This is a genomic window from Rossellomorea sp. GAMAL-10_SWC, assembly GCF_049568075.1.
Taxonomy (GTDB): domain Bacteria; phylum Bacillota; class Bacilli; order Bacillales; family Bacillaceae_G; genus Gottfriedia.
The window spans coordinates 2,760,556-2,778,600 of record NZ_CP144911.1 but is presented as its reverse complement, the minus strand read 5'-3'; the positions used below and the strand labels follow the sequence as shown (position 1 = coordinate 2,778,600).

Here is an 18,045-nt window from a genome sequence, read left to right as displayed (position 1 = left end):
TTTCGTTGGCTAATAAGAGCAACAATAAGTCGAGAAGCCCCCACTTCAAGTAGACCGGAAGGTTAACTAAGTGGTGGGTAGTTCACAATTCAACTTCACTAGTAGTTTTAGGATCAGCTAGCCAGCGCAGAGTCTGATTATGGTGTTTTATAATTTGCTCTGCTGTAAGCTCATCTGAATCCCATGTACTATGAGCATCCGTAACAAGTGTAACTTCATAGCCATTTCCAAAGGCGTTTCTAGTCGTTGTATCAACACAGATTTCTGTTTGAATTCCCGCCATGACTAAGTGATTAATTTCTTGTTTTGCCAGCTCTTCTTTTAAATTCGTCTTAAAAAATGAGTCTGGTGTTTTTTTATGAATAATGATATCTCCATCAATTGGAGCAATATCTGACTGAATTTCCCAACCAGGTGTACCGTATTCAAGTGGAGAGCCCTCTTCAGAATGTTGTATATAAAATATTGGCGTATTCGTAGCTCTTGCTTTATCGATCAATTTGTTTAGATTATTTAATAATGTTTCTCCGTTATATACCGGATTAGATTCGGAGAACATAAAAGCCTGTACATCAATTACTAAAAGAGCTGTTTTTTTCATTAATTAATCTCCCCTTAGAATTGGATATTTTTTACACCTTATAGAAGAAAATATATCATTAGTAACAGTAGAGGAGAAGGGTTATTTTCAGAAAATTTTTGCTTGTTGTTATTTAAAACTATTTTTCGGATAGTTGGATACCGTGCCAGCTACTTACATCACATTGGCCAAATTCATTACTACCTACAGCTACAACTGTTCCATCTGATTTAAGTCCTAGGGTATGTGTGCAACCCGCCGAAATCGCTACAATATCGCACCAGTCACTTACATTACATTCGCCATGTCTCTTCAATCCGGTAGCCATAACTGAGCCGTCCGCTTTAAGTCCAATCGTATGATTACTACCAGCCGAGATCGCAACAATGTCGTGCCATTCGCTTACATCGCATTGACCATCCTTATTCAATCCGATAGCAACAACCGTGCCGTTTGATTTAAGCCCGACCGTATGAAGATAACCCGCAGAAACCGCAACAATATCATGCCATCCACTCACTTTACATTGGCCATACCGATTATTACCTACAGTTGTAACTGTGCCATCCGATTTAAGTCCGACTGTATGCCAGTCACCTGCCGCAATCCCCACAATGTTGTGCCACTCACTTACATTGCACTGACCATCGTTGTTTCGACCTACAGCTATGACAGTACCATCTGATTTAAGTCCAACGGAACGACGCCAACCAGCCGCAATTGCCACAATATCGCACCAGTCGCTTACATTGCATTGTTCATGCTTATTCTATCCTACAGCCACAACCGTTCCGTCGGATTTAAGCCCGACAGAATGACGATAACCTGCTGCTATAGTATCTTTAGGCCTCATTTTCACTTTTAACTCCGCTTCGTTCGGTGAAGGATAATCCATGTTTTTACCTCCAATTACTAACAGGATTTAAATCGTACTTCTAATTAAAAATCTTAAGATTTAATCAAATACTCTACTTTTAATCTACAATCTTTAAACCCATCAATGCTGCAAATTGAACGGCTTGATTTGATGAAACCTTACAGCCGTTTAAATTACTAATTGAAACAGTTAATTCATTAAAAGTAGAACTACTAATATCTATACCTTTGAGAGATGTTTGTTCAAAATTTGCTCCATCAATATCACATCTATTAAAATCAATTTTTTTGAATTTACAATCATAAAAATCAGTACTTTTTAGAACAGAGTCATGAAAAATTACTTTTTCTAGTTTTGAATCTCCGAATAGTGACAAATTTAAAACAGAATTTTCAAACTGTACATTTCCGATGCTAGATTCCGTAAAATTGGCGCCTAATAATTTACAATTTTTAAAGATAACTTTATGGATAGAAGAATTTCTCATATTGCAATTTGATAAATCACAGTCTTCAAAATATACATCAGTCATACTGATATTTTTAAAATCTGTATTCGTAAATTTACAATTTTTGATGACCGCTTTATATAAATATACTCGATCGATAACTTCATTTTCAAAAACAGATCCAGAAATCTCACACATTCCTAATTCTGGGTCCTCTTCATAAAAAATATCATAAAAATTTCTAGCTATTAATTCTTTGGGGATAGTAGGTGTATCGATTTTCATAGTGATTCCTCTCTTTAAATAAGTTGGATGAAACTAAAATCCATTAGATTTGATACTCATTACTATAAAGAACTTTGAGTTCTAAAAAAAGACTTTTAATTTTATTTGGTCTGTGTACAAACAGCTTATTTTTTCTCTATTTATATACTGCTTTTTACTAAGGTATTTTTAATTGCTGTTATCTTAAATTCAGTATGAGGAGCGAATCGTAATATATTTAGTTAGTAAAAAGCTTATTGCAAAATGGGTGCATAAGTGGAGTAACAAAAATCCCAATTTCTCAATTTAACATGAGAAATTGGGATTTTATATTATTTGCTACTTTGAATTGTTTTGTTGTGTGAGACATTCAGGCAATTTTAATCCTTTATAAATATGAGCGCTGAGTTGGCCATGAACCTTGGAGTTTGCGGAGTTGTACAATTTGTCCAGTATGATAAGCATCGTGCAAAAGGATATTCTGATATTGTTGCCAAATTGGTAGAGAAGGGCATGGTTGATCTAGTTCTGCTTCTTGAAGGGAGGCTAATGTAGATTGCAAGGCATCATGTACTTGAAGTGTTCGCTTCACTGTTTGTCGCCAAGCATCATCATCATTAGGTCCGCCTTGGATAAATGTGTCATCGTTATTTTGTGGAGCCACAAATGTATTATCTTGATGTATGCGGGAAAGTAAGCGCTCTTTAAAGATGAGTAAATGGTTTACATTTTCCCAAATCGTATTACTGGCCTTTCCTTCTGGTTGCCAGCATGCTTGTGCAGCGGTTAGATTCTTTAACGCTTCTGAAATCGGTGGGTACCATTCTTCTTCGTAAAAAACTTGCTTGACTCCATTTTGCAAGATTTCTTTTTTACTCAATTGTATAGCCTCCTTTTTTGAAATTTCCAGAAAAAGAACAGTGTAGATATACTTAGCCTTTATCTCTAAGGAGCCCAATCCTTAATCTACGATAGGGAGGGGTGCGTAAAATTTAACAACAGTTCTTTATTTAACTACTATGCCATTTACTGGAATAAAAAACTGTATATTTGCGGCTCATGTTGTTCAACTAAGGCATGCATTAGTTGATAAGAGCACAAATCCTCTTTCTCTTCTTATTGTCGAAACCTTTGTTTTTCTTGCCGATCGGCTAGGGAGCTCCTCAAAATTGGAAACCCCATTAATTTGTGAAATATCCGTTAATAATTGAATCCACAGTTTCTAAAATTGAAGTAATAGCTGTTTTTTTTTGTTCATTCACTATCAATAAAGCATCGTACTTATTATTTAATTCATTAAGTTGTACACTTAATGGTGTAACAAATTCTTGTGAGATTGTTTCGTTACGATATTGTATAAATGCTTTCTCAGCTGCTGAATATCTTGTCCTAACATTATCTATTTCTTTAGTTAGATCGACTAACTCTTTATCTAGTCTTTTGATTTCTGCGTTTAATTCTTTCTTCCATCTAAGTAATCCATGTACATTCGTATTACTCAATGTATATTCCTCCCTAACATCGAATACTACATCGTACTCCATGGAATACTTGTTTGTTCCTAATCTGCCATTTACTTACATAAGAAAATCAGTAATCTAATGAACATCCAGAAAAATAAAAAACAAAGTATCGCTTCACGCTACACAATCTTTGTTTTAAACTAGTAGAAATAATCTGAATTTTAAAAAGGAGATTTGTAGATGAATATAAGAACAACAAAAGCTAACGGACATATAATTGCAATTGCCAATGTAGATTCAGTAATTCTTATGGATGAACAAAGTGCTTTAGATCTTATTATGACAATAAGTTATGATCATCAAAGTAATCGTATAGCACTTAACAAAGAAGCAATTTCAGAAGATTTTTTTAATCTTAGTACAAAACTTGCAGGTGCGGTGCTTCAGAAGTTCGTTAACTACAGTATTAAGTTTGCAATTATAGGCGACTTTTCTAGTTATACAAGTAAGGCACTAAAAGATTTCGTTTATGAGTGTAATAAAGGGAAAAATGTATTTTTTGTTTCAACAGAACAAGAAGCAATTGATCGATTATCTAAAGCAAACTAATCACTATCTTTGACAAAAGATAAAATGATCATCGTTGTTCCAAACATGTAGATGATCGGCACGATATCCGCGAAGCCATAGTACACCATTAATTCGTCTAATGTAAAAACCTTTCGGAAAATCTTCATCTTCAGATAGTGCCTCAGATGCAATTGTGATTGAACCGGATGGAGCTTGATGTTTCTTTACAAAATTCCCTGAAAAACCTTCTGGTTGATCTAAATACGACAGTCTTAGATAAGGTCCTAGCTTAATAGGCACAATTCCAAATTTAGTTCCTTTGCTTTTTGATAAATTTGAAGTGTTGTAGCTCCTTCTAAAAATCCAAGATCGCCAACCGTTAGTTCAACTGTTTGAAGGCTGTACTTTGTATTTGATATTGTAAAGTGATCATCTTTTAATAGCATCTCACCATATTCGTTCATTGAGATAGAAGCTTGTTGTAGTTTCTCGATTAACTGTGATTTCGTATGGCCACCAATTTCTACTATTCTAGTAATAGATGGACAATTAGGGTATATTTTTTCTTTTTCAATCTGCATTTTGTTCTCTCCTACGTCATAATATTGTGCTTAAACTATTCTATAGTTCTAAATAAATTTCCTTGTTAAACTAAGAGATCATAATAGGTCTTGAATTTTTTTAATGTACAGATGAGTATAAATTTAAAGAGAAATTGGAGTTGAATGTTGATGAAAACAATCGGGCTGATTGGTGGTATGAGTTGGGAGTCATCGTTACTGTATTATCAAATTATGAACGAACGTGTGAAAGAAAAGCTTGGTGGTCATCACTCCGCAAAAAGCTTACTGTATTCAGTCGATTTTCAAGAAATTAAAACACTTCAGTTTGAGGATCGATGGGATGAGTTAACGAAAATTATGATTGATATTGCTAAAAAGCTGGAGACAAGTGGGGCAGATTGTCTTGTTATTTGTACGAATACTATGCATAAGATGGCAAAGGAAGTTGAAGAAACGGTCAAAATACCTTTATTACATATTGCTGATGCAACTGCAAAAGAAATTGTAAATAATGGAATTAAAAAAGTTGCTTTGTTAGGAACAGCATATACAATGGAGCATGATTTTTATAAAGGAAGATTAATTGAGCAGTTTGGTTTAGATGTGATCGTCCCAAATGAAGCTGAAAGAAAACGAATACATACTATTATTTATGAAGAACTTTGTCTTGGAATTGTAAAAGAGGAATCTAAGCAAGTTTATTTAAACATAATCGATCATTTAATTGAACACGCAGCGGAAGCGGTTATTTTGGGATGTACTGAAATAACGATGTTAATTTCTCAGGAAAATTGCAGGATCCCTGTCTTTGATACAACAAGAATTCATGCAGAAAGTGCTGTGGATTTTGCTTTAGGTATTCAATAATAAAAGAAACCCACAAGGTATAAAAATTTCCTTGTGGGTTTTCGTATTTTACGATTTAGAACAATTAACCTTCAATAGGAAATCGTTGTTTGCTTGAGCAAGTGTTTTCTCTTTTCGAATCATATATAAGTTGAAGACAATATAATAGGCAAACATGATTAGCATTAGCCCAGCAGACCATCCAGAATCCATACTTTGTAATCTATTAGTTAAAACATCATTTTGAAATCAAAATATAGGTTAAAACGATATACAAATGCCAACTCTTTCAGGAATAGATGCTACAAAAGAAATAATGAACCAATTACCTACTACGAAAATAATTATTTTAACTACATTTTCGCTCAGGAGCTGTAGGATTTTTATTAAAGGATGCTGAAGTTGAAGAAATGCTTGATGCGATTCGCTCAGCCTATCGAGGAGAAGCTATTTTTAAAACAACCCTTGCAGCCAATGCACTTTCTAGAGCGATTGTTTCTGGATTTGCTGTTCCAAGTAAAAAAGGTGAATCAATACTAATCGAAAAACTAACGGATCGTGAACAAGAAATCCCTTCAGGAAATGGCCTATGGACTTCGAAATGACCAAATCGGTAAGAAATTATTTATAACGGAAGGTACTGTTAAGTCACATGTTCATCGTATATTACAAAAATTTGGCTGTGAGGACCGAAAACAAGTAGTCGTAACTGCACTTAGGAATGGAATGGTGAAGTAAGAAGGAAGTTTAGGAAAGTAAATAAAAAGTAGATGTTATTTCTATCTGAAATAACACCTACCTTATTTGGACCGAAATCTACATAAATGAAATTTTTCATAATAGCTTGTATTACTTTTAAAATCAATTCGGGGAATAAGTCGAAAGGAAAGTTTAGGAGAAGAAGTTTCGAATTGAAAAGTACTAATTTTAGATTAAATTTAAGGCTAGAAGAAGTAATTATAGGGATGACTTTATAATCAGTAATAAAATGTTGTAGAAAATCTTCGTTACATAGACTCGGTAATAAATGTGATCATAAAATACATCTAATGAAATAGATATTATATTAAATGGTCGAAAGCAAGAGTTTGTTCTAGACACTGAACTATTTTGTACAAGTTTTTTTATGAAAAAAAGAGGAAAAAATAAAAAAACTACGAACTATTATAATTACTAATTCATTCGTTAATCGAAGTACTTTTTTCATTGAAAATTGGATATGTATTTTATTAAGTAGGTTTGTTAACAATACGAAAATTAAATAAAATTTACTAAAGAGGTGTAGTCAATGAGCTTCCATGATCCAAACGAATTTGATGAATTGATACCAAATGATACCGATTTAAATTTTATTAAGAAATTTCCAGAAGTTGAAGAAGCGATTGGAATTGATGAAATTCTGAAGTGGTTAGAAGATTAACGAAATAAGAATATTTAAAAATAAAAAAGTACTTTCTAGATTTTTAGAAAGTGCTTTTTTTCATGATCGATTAAGATAAAAGAATCAACCTTGTTAAAGAGGATGATTCTTTTATGATAATTTCTGTCTGAGTATTTCGGAATATTAATAGGGAAAAAGTCAGGTAGGAAATTTCAGTGAATAAATAGTAAGAACCAATGTATATTTGATTATTTTGATACTTTCTATTTTGAATTAAAGTCTTATTTAGGATTAAGAGCATGTAATTTCACCTATAGTATGACTTCTTAAAAGGTATTACTTTCCTATATATAGAAGTAGTCTAAGTGAATATTTTGTAAGGGCTTTCATTTTAGTTTTTTGCTTTAATTAACGTTTGATCAACACGCACTTAATTAAGGAGGCTAATTAGAAATGAAGAAAAATCAGTTTGATACAAAGTTGATTCACGAAGGCTACAAAACTAGGGAGTATAACGGGAGTTTAACTCCTCCATTATTTCATACGGCTACCTATACATTTCCTACTGCACAACATGGAGAACAGTCCTTTGCTGGAGAAAGAGATGACTTTATTTATTCAAGGTTAGGAAATCCAACCGTTCAGATTTTGGAAGAACGAATGGCTGCCTTAGAAGAAGGGGAAGTAGCGTTAGCATTTGGTTCTGGTATGGCTGCTGTGTCTGCTACAATTTTCTCTTTAATTAGCACCGGAGACCATATTTTATGTTCAAAAGGCATATACGGATGTACGTATGGTTTTTTAGAAATGCTAGAGAGCAAATTTGGAATTGAACATAACTTTTGTGAAATGGATACGGAGGAAGAAATTCAAAACTTAATCCAAGAAAACACGAAAGTTATCTTTATCGAAACTCCGATCAACCCTACAATGAAAGTCATTGATATTGAAATGGTTGTCGAAGTTGCAAAGAAAAATAATATTACCGTAGTAGTTGATAATACATTTTGTTCACCTTATTTACAAAAGCCATTAACACTAGGCTGTGACATTGTGCTACATAGTGCAACGAAATATATTAGTGGTCATGGTGATGTAGTTGCAGGAATTGTTGTTTGTAAAACAAAAGAGCTAGCTGAACGAATGATCCCCATCCGAAAAGATATAGGAGCAATAATGTCACCATTTGATGCATGGCTGCTACTTCGAGGATTAAAGACATTAGCAGTTCGAATGGACCGTCAATGTGAAAATGCAAAAAAGGTCGTTTCATTTTTACAATCGCATCCAATGGTAAAGGATGTATTTTACCCTGGAGATTTTAAAAGTCAAAATTATTTTATTGCAAGTAAGCAAATGAAAAAAGGTGGAGGAGTCTTCGCATTTACTATTGACGGGACAAAGGAAGAAACACAGGAATTTATTAACCATTTAGAAATGATAAAAATAGCAGTAAGTCTAGGTGATACAGAGACATTAGTACAGCATCCGGCGACGATGACACATGCAGTCGTTCCAAAAGAGTTGCGAGAAAAAATGGGTATAACAGAAAATATGCTACGCATGTCAGTTGGGTTAGAAGCATGGGAAGATATCGTAGCCGACTTACAACAAGCTTTACTTAAATCTAGTAGCAATACAGTTTGTTAATAAAGGGTTGATAAAAAAGTACTTTCTAAATTTTCTTAGAAAGTACTTTTTGTTTTAGCTCTAAAATTAATTTTGAAAATCAACAATTTCATAAATAATATTTTTATCAATCCTAAACTCAATGGCAAAATGTGGATCAAAATCGATGAGTTGATGGACTGTTATATATGAATTATGAATTTCATTAATGCAGACAACATAATGATAAATTAGTGTTTTTACGATGACTATCTCACCTTTAAACTCTTTTGCAAGACGATTAACCCTCTTTTCTGTTTGAGGAGGCGTACTTTCAGATACAGTTATATAATGTCTCTTCGCCTGCCATGACTCATCACTTGTAAAATCTCCTTGCTCATTTCTTGAAGAAACACTTTTACAAGATAATTTACCAATCTCAATCACTAACGCTAAATCAATTTTAATTTGTCTGAACACCTCATCAGATGCCAAAATGATCATATTTAATGAATGGTCTTCATTAATTGGTACTAATCTTCCTCTATAATTAAATAAAAACGTCTCCAAAAAAACTTTTTTCCCAATTAATTTCTTAGCTCTTTTTAAAATATGACTTCTATTCTCTGGTGAAGTGCTTTTAGAGATGCTAATTCCATGTTGTTTCGACAATAGTTGTTAACCTCCATAAATTTGATACTACATTTTACTGAAACGAATCATACAGATCGAAACGGTCAATTTCATTAGTTAAAAAAATTAATAGGACGAGCAGTCTTCAAATGAAAGATTTTTAAGATTTTTGACATAAATAGGGGGTATATCTAGTCAAAATCGTAATATTTTATAATAATGTCGTTGTGAAATTGCATGTTTGATTTGATTTTTTTGTTCAATAGACGGTTTTACTTGAAAATTTAATTAAAGGCACCAGCTTATGATGAAAAGAAGCACGATATACGGATCGTAGTATGGGTATATTTTTAGTTTAATTGCGTTTTTCATCCTTTTAATTGCATTTCTAGAATTTTTAATTGTGATTCCGGGAATTTAATTGCAGATTTGCCATTTTTAATTGCGATTCTGGGAATTTATTTGCACTGGCTTGAGTAATTCCGAACGAATACCCGATCAATAAAAAAATCCAGCAAGCCCTCATAAAAATGGGCCACTAGATTTTTTAACAAAACCTACTTATTCAATGAATCAATAATCGGATAAAGCTCTTCTAAATGAGTAATTTCATATGAAGGTACAACTTCATTTCGTTCTTTATGATGCCTATTAATCCAAACGTTTTTCATTCCAATTCTGCTTGAGCCTAAAATATCAGTCATAAGATTATCTCCAACCATAATGACCTCATCTTTTGATAGTTCCATTAATGATAAGGCATGTTCAAAAATACTTGGATCAGGTTTGCCTTTTCCGAAGTCTCCAGAAATTAGGATTTGATCAAAATACTCTTTAATCTTTGGTGTAATTGAAAGCTTCGTATGTTGCAAATCAGGGGAGCCGTTTGTTAATAAGAGTAATTTATACTGTCCATTTAATCGATCGAGCACATCAAATGTTTCATCGTATACAAAAGGGTTTCCTTTGCGTTCTTCAGGGAATGTTTCAGCTAATAAATGACCAAATTCTCGATCATCTATTCCAAATGCTTTTAATCCAAGCGTCCATGCATTTTTTCGATAGGTAGGAGAATTCGCCTTCATTTTTGGAAATTGATCATGATCATCTAAAAAATTCCCCCAAAGTCCTTCGAATGGATTGATGCCAATTAATTTTGTGAATTCGTATGTATCGTATGATTCATAAAGCTTTCTAGCCTCATTACGAACGGCATTTTCAAATTCAGCTGAATCAATACCGTATTTTTCTGTAGCAAGCTTACATGTCTTTTCAAATGCAACTTGAACGCTTTTTTGGTCCCAAAGTAATGTGTCATCCAAATCAAAAATGATTCCTTTAATCATAAAAAAGCCCCTCCTAATGAACTGTATAAATTATCCACTATCGTACTAGGAAAATATGAATTAGTAAATAGGAAGCTACTAAAAATTTCACTTTTTTTTAGTTACAATGTAAGGTTTATTTATTTTAAATTAATAATATAGTACAAATGACGATTAAATGGAATATAATACCTTGTTGATTTTGTTTTAATTAATGATGAAAAGAGTGAGTATATGTCATTTGAAGATTTTGTAAACTGTCATTCAATGCAAATTAATACGAAGGCGGTCTTCGATAAACAAAATAAATTAATGCGATATTCGCTTACAAGAACTTGGGATGAATCAAAAAAGAAAGCTACTCTTGTATTACTTAATCCTTGTCGAGCAAATCATCTAAAGAGTGATTATATATTGGCGAGATGTCTTAACTTTTTTATAGATTATAAGAAAGGTAACTTCGGATCGCTAGAACTAGTAAATCTTTTTGCATTAATGGAACCGGATTCAACAAAGCTAAAAGGAAAAGAATGCGAAGTTGGCGAACATAACGATGAAGCAATTAAATTAGCGATTAGTAACGCAGACATTATTATAGTAGGTTGGGGTTCAAGTAAACGATTTAAATGGCGAATAAAAGAAGTTCTAGATCTGTTAGAACCTTATAAAGATAAATTATATAATTTTTGTGATGATTCAAATCGGAAGGATATATTGATTCACCCAGTTATTTTAGCGGAACGACATTGGTTAGAAAAATTAAATTTTGAAGCACTTTACGAATGGACTACAAAAGATTAATCATAATGATATTTCTAAAGGCAACTCATTTGGGGTTGTTTTTTTTATTGCTTGAAAATTCAAACTTATATTTATAAAAATTGTTATAATAAATTGAGCATTAAGTTAAGTTCATGGCAGAAAGCTACACTTTAAATTAATACACTTTATTTAAATTGCCTGCTTTCTAGAAACTCAAGTATTACTTGAGTCCATTTTTCCTCAATTCAAGTAACACTTGATTTTAACTAGTCAATTAACTAGATACAATGAAATTAACTTTTAAATAGAGGTGATATAAATGTTTGATATGAAAAAAGTAGGTAGACAAATCGCTCAATTAAGAAAAGCAAACAAGATTACACAGATGAAGCTAGCTGATCAATTAGGTGTTAGCTTTCAAGCAATTAGTAATTGGGAACGTGGAGAGACAATGCCTGATATTTCAAAACTACCCGAGCTTGCTGAAATATTTAATGTAAGCATTGATGAAATTTTAGGAAATGAAAAAGGTGTTAAGTTGATTAATAATTTAATTGAAAAAGAAAATCCTGATTCTTCAATTGAGTTAGAAGTGGAAAAAGAAGAATTTATAAATGTTGCTCCGATTCTTAATATCGATCAAGCAGACTTAGTATTTAGAAACGTTGAGAACGACCTTACGATTATTGATACAGCGGATATTGCTCCATTTGTTAGTGAAGAACTAATCGATGAATGTGCAAAGAAAGAATTTGATTCGAATGGAATCAGGGGATTATCAAGGATCGCACCTTATATTAGTAACGAAGTAATTGATGAATTTGCGAAGAAAGAGTTTGAGTCAAATGGGATTGAAGAATTAACACGAGTTGCACCGTTTATATCTCAAGAGTTAATTAATGAATTAGCGAAAAAAGAGTTTGAAACAAATGGTTTAAAAGGATTTACGTCTTTGGCGCCATTTATTAGTGAAGAAGTAGTGAATGAATGCGCAAAGAAAGAGTTTGAAACAAATGGAATAAAAGGATTAACTCGGGTTGCACCATTTATCAGCGAAGAAGTAATGAATGAGTGTGCAAAGAAAGAGTTTGAAACGAATGGAATAAAAGGATTAACTCAGGTGGCACCATTTATTAGCGACGAGATCATCGATGAGTGTGCAAGGAAAGAGTTTGAGTTGAATGGCATAAATGAAATAACATCAATGGCAGCATTTATCAGTGACGAAATAATTGATGAATGTGCAAAGAAAGAGTTTGAAATAAATGGTATAAATGGACTAGCTCGGGTGGCACCATTTATTAGTGGTGAAATAATTGATGAATGCACAAGAAAGAGTTATGAATTAAACGGGATCAAGTCATTAACACCAATCTGTCCATTTATTGAAGGTGACCTACTTAATGAACTTGCTTTAGATGCTATATCAAAACATGGCATTAATGAAATTTTTTCAGTGATTCCATTTTTAGATTCAAAAATTGTAAAAAATGCAGTAATTAAATAAGTTTCAAAATGAACTTGTTTTTACTTTCAGGGGTCGCAATTAGGACCCTTTTTTATTTTTTCTAGACATTTTATTAATAAAAAAGGATATTTTCTGGACAATTCAGTAATATCCTTTATCATATAATTAGTAAAAATAATGAAAAGGTGACTTTATGAAAAAATTACTTGTTATCGGGGCTTTCGCAATCTGTCTAATTATTTCTGCACAAACAAATCCGTCTAAAGGAGAGTTTGTCACTTGGGCAAAGGATCAACTTAAATTGGAATCAAAAAACAAATATATTGATTTCGGGATTGACTTATTAGGTGAAAAACTTATTAGTAAGGTTACAACTAAAAAAGATTATGTCTTTTTTTCAGTTTACGAGGTTAAGGCTTTAGACAAGGAAATAAAAGTGGTCGGTTTATTTAATCACTTTATTCCAATTTCAAAAAAATAAATTATGAAGAGTTAGTGGAAAACTTTGATTGCTTGTATATAATAGAGGAATAAAGTTAAAAGAGGTGGAAAGAATGAGTAAATCAAAAGCAAGAAAATTACGAGACAAACTAGTTAGAGAAGGTAAACGAAATCCAGAATTAAGTAGAAGTTCATTTGCGATGTTAGATTTAAATACGCGTAGAACAAAAACGAAACAAGAAAAATTAAATCAAGTTAAACATAAAAAACAGTCCTTTGGAAAAGATGCTTTTCAAACAAGGGACTGTTTTTATTTAGATGCTGTTCTTATTGTTGTGTAGCAGGCGCTTTTTTTACTTTATTAGCGAATTTAACTGTTAGATTTGTTTTATATACGTCGGCCGCAGCTTCAAATTGATTGTAAGTATTATTAAATTTTTTATAAACGGCAGTATAATTTACAAGAGCAACTTTTGCTTTTGCTACATCTCTTTTTTGAATTGCATTATCTAAGCTTTCATTGTCTTCTACATCATAGATCTCATCAAAACCATCTTTAAAATACTTATCAAACATAGAATCTAGATCTTTTTCAATTTGACGATGTGTTGTGTAATCCATATCAAGAACATCGTATGCATAGCTAATAATTTCTTGGTCTTTAGTTGTCATTCCAAAAAAGTGTTGATTGACTAAAGTCTTTTCAGTTTCATAGTTTTTATATTCAACAGTTAATTGTTTGCGAATATAAATTTCATTTTCCGTAAAAATTTGGTCTTCAATATCGTATACATACGACTCGATCGTATCATATGTGTGGTTTTGGTAATTTCTAATTGCCATCAATTTATTTTTTTGAGTTGTAAAGTATGTTTTAGCACCCTTTGAATCTACTTTTTTAATATATGTATTAAACTGTGCTGTTACTTTTTTCATATCTACTGTTGCATTGTCTTTTCGCGCTTTATCAATTCTTGTTTTAAAGCTCGCTGTTTTTTTCACCAGTTCGTCTTTACCTGTATATCCGTACTTATTAAATAAAGTAACATCAGTTTGTAGTTCTTTATAATAATCATAAACATCTTGATCTGTATAATAGATTTCACTTTTTAAGTTGTTTAGTACTTTAATATAAGAGCTTACTTGTTTTTTTAAATCATTTTGAGCTTGGACAACTTTAGTATTAGTTGCTGCTTGGGTTTCAGTTGGTAGCATACCTAATAGAATGCCTGCTGATAGAGTTGTTGCAGTTGCTATAGTTGCGATTTTCTTAAATTTATTCATTTCGGTCTCCTAATAATATAATATTAAAACTTTTCATACGATTAGTATATTACATGTTACTGAAATATTAAATATATATTAATAGGATTAAATCTAATTTAAATTACCTTTAAATGAAGTTAAATAAATTCACTTCACTTAAAGGTAAATAAATTAAGTGATACAATCATAAACTAGCAAAGTCCATTTTTAGTCTCGTGAGGCATTTACAATTAATTGTGCCATTCTTCTTGGGTAAATTTTTGCAGTTGACATATGATCGCCACTTCCTTGAATAAAACGATAAACTCCTAATCTACTAGCTATATGAGGATACCAACCCGAATTTTCGCCTGGAGGTACTACTGTATCTTCTTGTAAATTTATAAAGCTTCTTGGAGTAGATAATTGGTAAAACGTTTTTAAATCTAGCTTTTCGACAAGGGGCGTAGCCGGTTCAGGTGTTGTCGCATTATAAATTTGCCGCGCAGTTTGTAAATCAGCCAAGTTAACAAACACATCTCGGAAGTATTGAAATGGTAGTTTGATTGTATTATCAGACGATTGTTTTGCTAAGTCTAAAAGGAATTTTTGTGCTTGAGGTGGAAATTGATCTGCCAGGCTTTCGCCGTCATTTAAAACAAAAGCATTCCAAAAAACTAATCGTTTAATTCGGTCGTGAAGCTGTTCGGCGACTTTTTGAATGACAGTCCCACCAAAGCTGTGACCTATCAAAATAATATTATTAAGCTTATTAGACGTTATATAATGAACAACTTGTTTTGTAATCATCTCATGATTTACATTTTTATCTTTATCTGTACCATGCCCAGGTAACTGTGGTGTGTGAACAATATGTCCCATTTTTTGTAGTTCTCGTGTTATACCGTGCCAAAAGAATGGATCAACCCATGAGCCGTGAACCAAAACGAAAGTAGCTTGAGCATGCTGACGATAAAAAATGTCAGATTGGTCAATTAAATGATGCTGTTGATGAATAGGATATGATTGATATTCGTTATACCAATATTGGTGATAATCATAGTAAGGATTATTCTGATTTGGATTCATATTTTGATTTCTGTAGTTTATAGGTTGAATCATTTCATGGGATTTTTTACTGGTCATGCTAATTAGTCCCTCCTCGTTAATCTTTCTCATCGTATGCACCAATTCGTTAGAAGGTGCCCACTTAACTAATGGAAATATAAGTAAGTAAAGAGGGGAAAATAAAATTTTAGGAGGAGAATATTATCAAAAAAGCTATTTTTTTATTAATACTATTGTTAATTGTTTGTACAAGTGTTTACTTTGCTGTGAAAGATAAAGTTTTCCAAGATTCATCAAAATCGAATCCAAATAAAAATACACATCATCAAACGGAGACGGAGACTAATCAATCGAGTCAACTTTCAACGGAAGAAATTTTAAATAATATCCTTTCAAGCGCTAAACAAGGCAAAATTCCAAACCAAAAAAATATAGAAGTAGGGAAGACTTCTTTAAAAGATTTAACGGAGCAGTTTGGGGGATCTACCCAAAAAGATCAGGTGACTAATGGTACGTACTTAACTTATCAAAAACAAGGATTTGCAGTAGGATATGATCATCAAAATCGAATTTACGAAGTTAGATCATATGATGCTAATTTACAAAAAATTCACTATGACGATATTATGAATCAATTAAAAAAGCCGAATAAGATTAAATATTATAAAGATCAACAAGTTGATCAAATTATATTAGTTTATGAACTGCCAAATCATATTGAACTGAAGTTTATCTTACCAAGACCAACTAGTGAAAATAATAATCCAACATTGCATCATACGTCAGTATCATTTATTGAGCAGCTTAATCCTAGTACTGGCTCTAATCTAGAACAGCTTTTAAGTACGATGACACTTCAAGAAAAAATAGGTCAAATGATTTTCTCAGGTTTTTACGGAACGAATTACTCAAATAGTTTAAAAGAACTAGTTGAACAATATCATATTGGTGGATTTATTTTTTACAATGAAAATCTAACGAATAACAGTCAAACGGTTAAACTTGTAAATTCAATAAAGGCTGCTAATCGAAATAATCATTTACCGATCTTATTCGGAGTTGATCAAGAAGGTGGAAGGGTATCACGTTTACCAGGAAATCTTGGTCAGATACCGTCAAACGGAATAATTGGAAAGAAAAATAATGGACGGTTCTCATTTGAAATTGGTCAAATACTAGGGGAACAGCTACAAGCTTTTGGGTTAAATATGGACTTTGCTCCTGTTTTAGATGTAAATAGTAATCCTAAAAACCCGGTCATTGGTGATCGTTCATTTAGTAATAATCCAAAAACTGTAAGTAATTTAGGAATCCAAACAATGAAAGGGATTCAATCAGAGAAAATCATCCCAGTTATAAAGCATTTTCCGGGGCATGGTGATACTTCAGTTGATTCCCATTTAGAATTACCAGTTGTAAACAAATCGTATACTGATTTAAAATCATTGGAATTAATCCCGTTTAATGACGCGATCAATCAAAACGCAGATGCTGTTATGGTTGCTCATATTTTATTACCAAAAATTGATCCTAAATACCCTGCTTCGATGTCTAAAATAATCATTACTTCAATGTTAAGGGATGATTTAACATATGATGGAGTGGTTATGACGGATGATATGACGATGAATGCAATTGGAAAAAATTATAATTTAGAAAAAGCAGCAGTTACTTCCATTTTAGCTGGAAGTGATATCATTATGGTTGCTCATGATCCTAACAAAGTAAAAGCTGTTTATAAAGAAATCGAAACAGCCGTGAAAAACAAGACAATTTCTGAAGAACGTATAAACGAGAGTGTAAAACGAATCATTTTACTAAAACAAAAATATAAACTAGATAATCATCAAGTAAAGCCGATGGATCTTCAAAAGCTCGTTGAAAAAACAAATCAATTATTAAAGAAGTAGAAAAATTAGCAAAAAAAGGAAATTACCACCTTTTGTCGAATAAATAGTCTAAAAAGGTGGTGTTCTTTCTGGGTAGTAAGATTTCAGATGCAGGATTAATGCTATTGGCTATTTTTAATGAACTTCAAGAAAAGGAGCCAGACTTTGAAAAAGGGCTTCATAATGAAGTAGGAGTAGAAATTGATGATGTCGAACCTGCATTAATAGAATTGGAAATGCAAGGATTTATAAACGGTTTAACTTGGATTAAGAGTGATATAGATCAAAAAGAAATTGCTTCATTATTTAATATTTCAATAACACCTACAGGATTAGCTAGAGTAATAGAATTATTAAGATGATATGTATACATAGAAAATGACTACCTCAAATGTTTATGACATTTGAGGTTTTTTGAAAGAAAAAAGGAGGAAATAAAAATGATAATTAAAAAAGTAAATCCCGATTCTGTTGCTGCACCTGTTGGACAATATAGTCATGTCACAATTGTCCTAAGACATGCAGAGCTAGTTGTTTTATCAGGTCTAGTTTGTCCGGAACTTAGGGACTACATAAAAATCCCTAGTTTTTACTAAGGATTAAAAATAATTTTA

Annotated in this window: 21 protein-coding genes and 2 pseudogenes; 13 read left to right on the top strand and 10 right to left on the bottom strand. The window is 32.2% G+C overall.

Annotated elements, in window-relative coordinates; all coding sequences use genetic code 11:
- Nucleotides 1-82 precede the first annotated feature (82 nt).
- The 5 genes and pseudogenes from V5E38_RS13910 to V5E38_RS13890 all read right to left on the bottom strand — a co-directional run bounded on the left by V5E38_RS13910 (nucleotide 83) and on the right by V5E38_RS13890 (nucleotide 3,671).
- Nucleotides 83-601, bottom strand: a complete 519-nt coding sequence (locus tag V5E38_RS13910; protein ID WP_499210432.1) for a cysteine hydrolase family protein — start codon at nucleotides 599-601, stop codon at nucleotides 83-85.
- A gap of 118 nt (nucleotides 602-719) precedes the next feature.
- A pseudogene (locus tag V5E38_RS13905) lies at nucleotides 720-1,475 on the bottom strand (RCC1 domain-containing protein).
- 79 nt (nucleotides 1,476-1,554) lie between these two features.
- A complete protein-coding gene (locus V5E38_RS13900) occupies nucleotides 1,555-2,190 on the bottom strand; it encodes a pentapeptide repeat-containing protein (protein WP_499210431.1) in 636 nt (211 codons plus the stop codon).
- A 367-nt stretch (nucleotides 2,191-2,557) separates the two neighbouring features.
- On the bottom strand, nucleotides 2,558-3,049 hold the full coding sequence (locus V5E38_RS13895) for a DinB family protein (RefSeq protein ID WP_097974161.1): 492 nt from the start codon (nucleotides 3,047-3,049) through the stop codon (nucleotides 2,558-2,560).
- A 301-nt stretch (nucleotides 3,050-3,350) separates the two neighbouring features.
- A complete protein-coding gene (locus V5E38_RS13890) occupies nucleotides 3,351-3,671 on the bottom strand; it encodes a hypothetical protein (protein ID WP_097974163.1) in 321 nt (106 codons plus the stop codon).
- Between the two features lie 201 nt (nucleotides 3,672-3,872).
- Between V5E38_RS13890 and V5E38_RS13885 the strand changes: the two genes are divergently transcribed.
- Complete coding sequence (locus tag V5E38_RS13885; protein ID WP_499210430.1) at nucleotides 3,873-4,241, top strand: DUF4180 domain-containing protein; 369 nt, start codon at nucleotides 3,873-3,875, stop codon at nucleotides 4,239-4,241.
- 3 nt (nucleotides 4,242-4,244) lie between these two features.
- Here V5E38_RS13885 and V5E38_RS13880 read toward each other — a convergent pair.
- A pseudogene (locus V5E38_RS13880) lies at nucleotides 4,245-4,783 on the bottom strand (helicase).
- A 150-nt stretch (nucleotides 4,784-4,933) separates the two neighbouring features.
- Here V5E38_RS13880 and V5E38_RS13875 point away from each other — a divergent pair.
- The 5 genes from V5E38_RS13875 to megL all read left to right on the top strand — a co-directional run bounded on the left by V5E38_RS13875 (nucleotide 4,934) and on the right by megL (nucleotide 8,642).
- The gene (locus V5E38_RS13875) at nucleotides 4,934-5,632 is read left to right on the top strand and encodes an aspartate/glutamate racemase family protein (RefSeq protein WP_499210429.1); all 699 of its coding nucleotides are present in this window, start codon (nucleotides 4,934-4,936) and stop codon (nucleotides 5,630-5,632) included.
- Nucleotides 5,633-6,021: 389 nt separating this feature from the next.
- Complete coding sequence (locus tag V5E38_RS13870; RefSeq protein ID WP_499210428.1) at nucleotides 6,022-6,216, top strand: hypothetical protein; 195 nt, start codon at nucleotides 6,022-6,024, stop codon at nucleotides 6,214-6,216.
- On the top strand, nucleotides 6,194-6,349 hold the full coding sequence (locus tag V5E38_RS13865; RefSeq protein ID WP_499210427.1) for a response regulator transcription factor: 156 nt from the start codon (nucleotides 6,194-6,196) through the stop codon (nucleotides 6,347-6,349). Before V5E38_RS13870 ends, V5E38_RS13865 begins: the two co-directional genes overlap by 23 nt.
- Nucleotides 6,350-6,899: 550 nt before the next feature.
- The gene (locus V5E38_RS13860) at nucleotides 6,900-7,031 is read left to right on the top strand and encodes a hypothetical protein (RefSeq protein WP_282439847.1); all 132 of its coding nucleotides are present in this window, start codon (nucleotides 6,900-6,902) and stop codon (nucleotides 7,029-7,031) included.
- A gap of 414 nt (nucleotides 7,032-7,445) precedes the next feature.
- Entirely contained in the window at nucleotides 7,446-8,642 is a 1,197-nt protein-coding gene (gene megL / locus V5E38_RS13855) for a PLP-dependent aminotransferase family protein (protein WP_499210426.1), read from the top strand.
- A gap of 66 nt (nucleotides 8,643-8,708) precedes the next feature.
- Here the strand turns inward: megL and V5E38_RS13850 are convergent, their stop codons facing one another.
- Nucleotides 8,709-9,272, bottom strand: a complete 564-nt coding sequence (locus V5E38_RS13850) for a hypothetical protein (protein WP_499210425.1) — start codon at nucleotides 9,270-9,272, stop codon at nucleotides 8,709-8,711.
- Between the two features lie 518 nt (nucleotides 9,273-9,790).
- The gene (locus V5E38_RS13845) at nucleotides 9,791-10,579 is read right to left on the bottom strand and encodes an HAD family hydrolase (protein ID WP_499210424.1); all 789 of its coding nucleotides are present in this window, start codon (nucleotides 10,577-10,579) and stop codon (nucleotides 9,791-9,793) included.
- A gap of 213 nt (nucleotides 10,580-10,792) precedes the next feature.
- Here V5E38_RS13845 and V5E38_RS13840 point away from each other — a divergent pair, with 213 nt between their 5' ends.
- The 4 genes from V5E38_RS13840 to brfA all read left to right on the top strand — a co-directional run bounded on the left by V5E38_RS13840 (nucleotide 10,793) and on the right by brfA (nucleotide 13,570).
- Nucleotides 10,793-11,359, top strand: a complete 567-nt coding sequence (locus V5E38_RS13840) for a DUF1643 domain-containing protein (RefSeq protein ID WP_097974182.1) — start codon at nucleotides 10,793-10,795, stop codon at nucleotides 11,357-11,359.
- Nucleotides 11,360-11,639: 280 nt separating this feature from the next.
- Complete coding sequence (locus V5E38_RS13835; protein ID WP_499210423.1) at nucleotides 11,640-12,827, top strand: helix-turn-helix domain-containing protein; 1,188 nt, start codon at nucleotides 11,640-11,642, stop codon at nucleotides 12,825-12,827.
- A 154-nt stretch (nucleotides 12,828-12,981) separates the two neighbouring features.
- Complete coding sequence (locus V5E38_RS13830) at nucleotides 12,982-13,269, top strand: hypothetical protein (RefSeq protein ID WP_499210422.1); 288 nt, start codon at nucleotides 12,982-12,984, stop codon at nucleotides 13,267-13,269.
- Between the two features lie 73 nt (nucleotides 13,270-13,342).
- Entirely contained in the window at nucleotides 13,343-13,570 is a 228-nt protein-coding gene (gene brfA, locus V5E38_RS13825; RefSeq protein WP_499210421.1) for a ribosome rescue factor BrfA, read from the top strand.
- Here the strand turns inward: brfA and V5E38_RS13820 are convergent.
- Nucleotides 13,557-14,513, bottom strand: a complete 957-nt coding sequence (locus V5E38_RS13820; protein WP_499210420.1) for a hypothetical protein — start codon at nucleotides 14,511-14,513, stop codon at nucleotides 13,557-13,559. The genes brfA and V5E38_RS13820 overlap by 14 nt on opposite strands.
- A 189-nt stretch (nucleotides 14,514-14,702) precedes the next feature.
- Nucleotides 14,703-15,620, bottom strand: a complete 918-nt coding sequence (locus V5E38_RS13815) for an alpha/beta hydrolase (protein ID WP_499210419.1) — start codon at nucleotides 15,618-15,620, stop codon at nucleotides 14,703-14,705.
- Nucleotides 15,621-15,808: 188 nt separating this feature from the next.
- Here V5E38_RS13815 and nagZ point away from each other — a divergent pair, with 188 nt between their 5' ends.
- The 3 genes from nagZ (at nucleotide 15,809) to V5E38_RS13800 (ending at nucleotide 18,027) form a co-directional block, all read left to right on the top strand.
- A complete protein-coding gene (nagZ, locus tag V5E38_RS13810; RefSeq protein ID WP_499210418.1) occupies nucleotides 15,809-17,452 on the top strand; it encodes a beta-N-acetylhexosaminidase in 1,644 nt (547 codons plus the stop codon).
- Between the two features lie 104 nt (nucleotides 17,453-17,556).
- Nucleotides 17,557-17,793, top strand: a complete 237-nt coding sequence (locus tag V5E38_RS13805) for a hypothetical protein (RefSeq protein WP_097974194.1) — start codon at nucleotides 17,557-17,559, stop codon at nucleotides 17,791-17,793.
- Between the two features lie 78 nt (nucleotides 17,794-17,871).
- Nucleotides 17,872-18,027, top strand: coding sequence for a hypothetical protein (locus V5E38_RS13800; RefSeq protein ID WP_499210417.1), 156 nt, complete (start codon nucleotides 17,872-17,874; stop codon nucleotides 18,025-18,027).
- The last annotated feature ends 18 nt before the right edge of the window (nucleotides 18,028-18,045 follow it).

What these genes read in the sequence shown, in the direction of transcription:
- V5E38_RS13845 (WP_499210424.1), bottom strand. Translation starts at nt 10,579, where the DNA reads ATGATTAAAGGAATCATTTTTGATTTGGATGACACATTACTTTGGGAC.
- V5E38_RS13835 (WP_499210423.1), top strand. Translation starts at nt 11,640, where the DNA reads ATGTTTGATATGAAAAAAGTAGGTAGACAAATCGCTCAATTAAGAAAA.
- V5E38_RS13820 (WP_499210420.1), bottom strand. Translation starts at nt 14,513, where the DNA reads ATGAATAAATTTAAGAAAATCGCAACTATAGCAACTGCAACAACTCTA.
- V5E38_RS13860 (WP_282439847.1), top strand. Translation starts at nt 6,900, where the DNA reads ATGAGCTTCCATGATCCAAACGAATTTGATGAATTGATACCAAATGAT.
- V5E38_RS13840 (WP_097974182.1), top strand. Translation starts at nt 10,793, where the DNA reads ATGTCATTTGAAGATTTTGTAAACTGTCATTCAATGCAAATTAATACG.
- brfA (WP_499210421.1), top strand. Translation starts at nt 13,343, where the DNA reads ATGAGTAAATCAAAAGCAAGAAAATTACGAGACAAACTAGTTAGAGAA.
- V5E38_RS13870 (WP_499210428.1), top strand. Translation starts at nt 6,022, where the DNA reads ATGCTTGATGCGATTCGCTCAGCCTATCGAGGAGAAGCTATTTTTAAA.
- V5E38_RS13885 (WP_499210430.1), top strand. Translation starts at nt 3,873, where the DNA reads ATGAATATAAGAACAACAAAAGCTAACGGACATATAATTGCAATTGCC.
- V5E38_RS13900 (WP_499210431.1), bottom strand. Translation starts at nt 2,190, where the DNA reads ATGAAAATCGATACACCTACTATCCCCAAAGAATTAATAGCTAGAAAT.
- V5E38_RS13875 (WP_499210429.1), top strand. Translation starts at nt 4,934, where the DNA reads ATGAAAACAATCGGGCTGATTGGTGGTATGAGTTGGGAGTCATCGTTA.
- V5E38_RS13830 (WP_499210422.1), top strand. Translation starts at nt 12,982, where the DNA reads ATGAAAAAATTACTTGTTATCGGGGCTTTCGCAATCTGTCTAATTATT.
- V5E38_RS13865 (WP_499210427.1), top strand. Translation starts at nt 6,194, where the DNA reads ATGGCCTATGGACTTCGAAATGACCAAATCGGTAAGAAATTATTTATA.
- megL (WP_499210426.1), top strand. Translation starts at nt 7,446, where the DNA reads ATGAAGAAAAATCAGTTTGATACAAAGTTGATTCACGAAGGCTACAAA.
- V5E38_RS13910 (WP_499210432.1), bottom strand. Translation starts at nt 601, where the DNA reads ATGAAAAAAACAGCTCTTTTAGTAATTGATGTACAGGCTTTTATGTTC.
- V5E38_RS13800 (WP_499210417.1), top strand. Translation starts at nt 17,872, where the DNA reads ATGATAATTAAAAAAGTAAATCCCGATTCTGTTGCTGCACCTGTTGGA.
- V5E38_RS13815 (WP_499210419.1), bottom strand. Translation starts at nt 15,620, where the DNA reads ATGACCAGTAAAAAATCCCATGAAATGATTCAACCTATAAACTACAGA.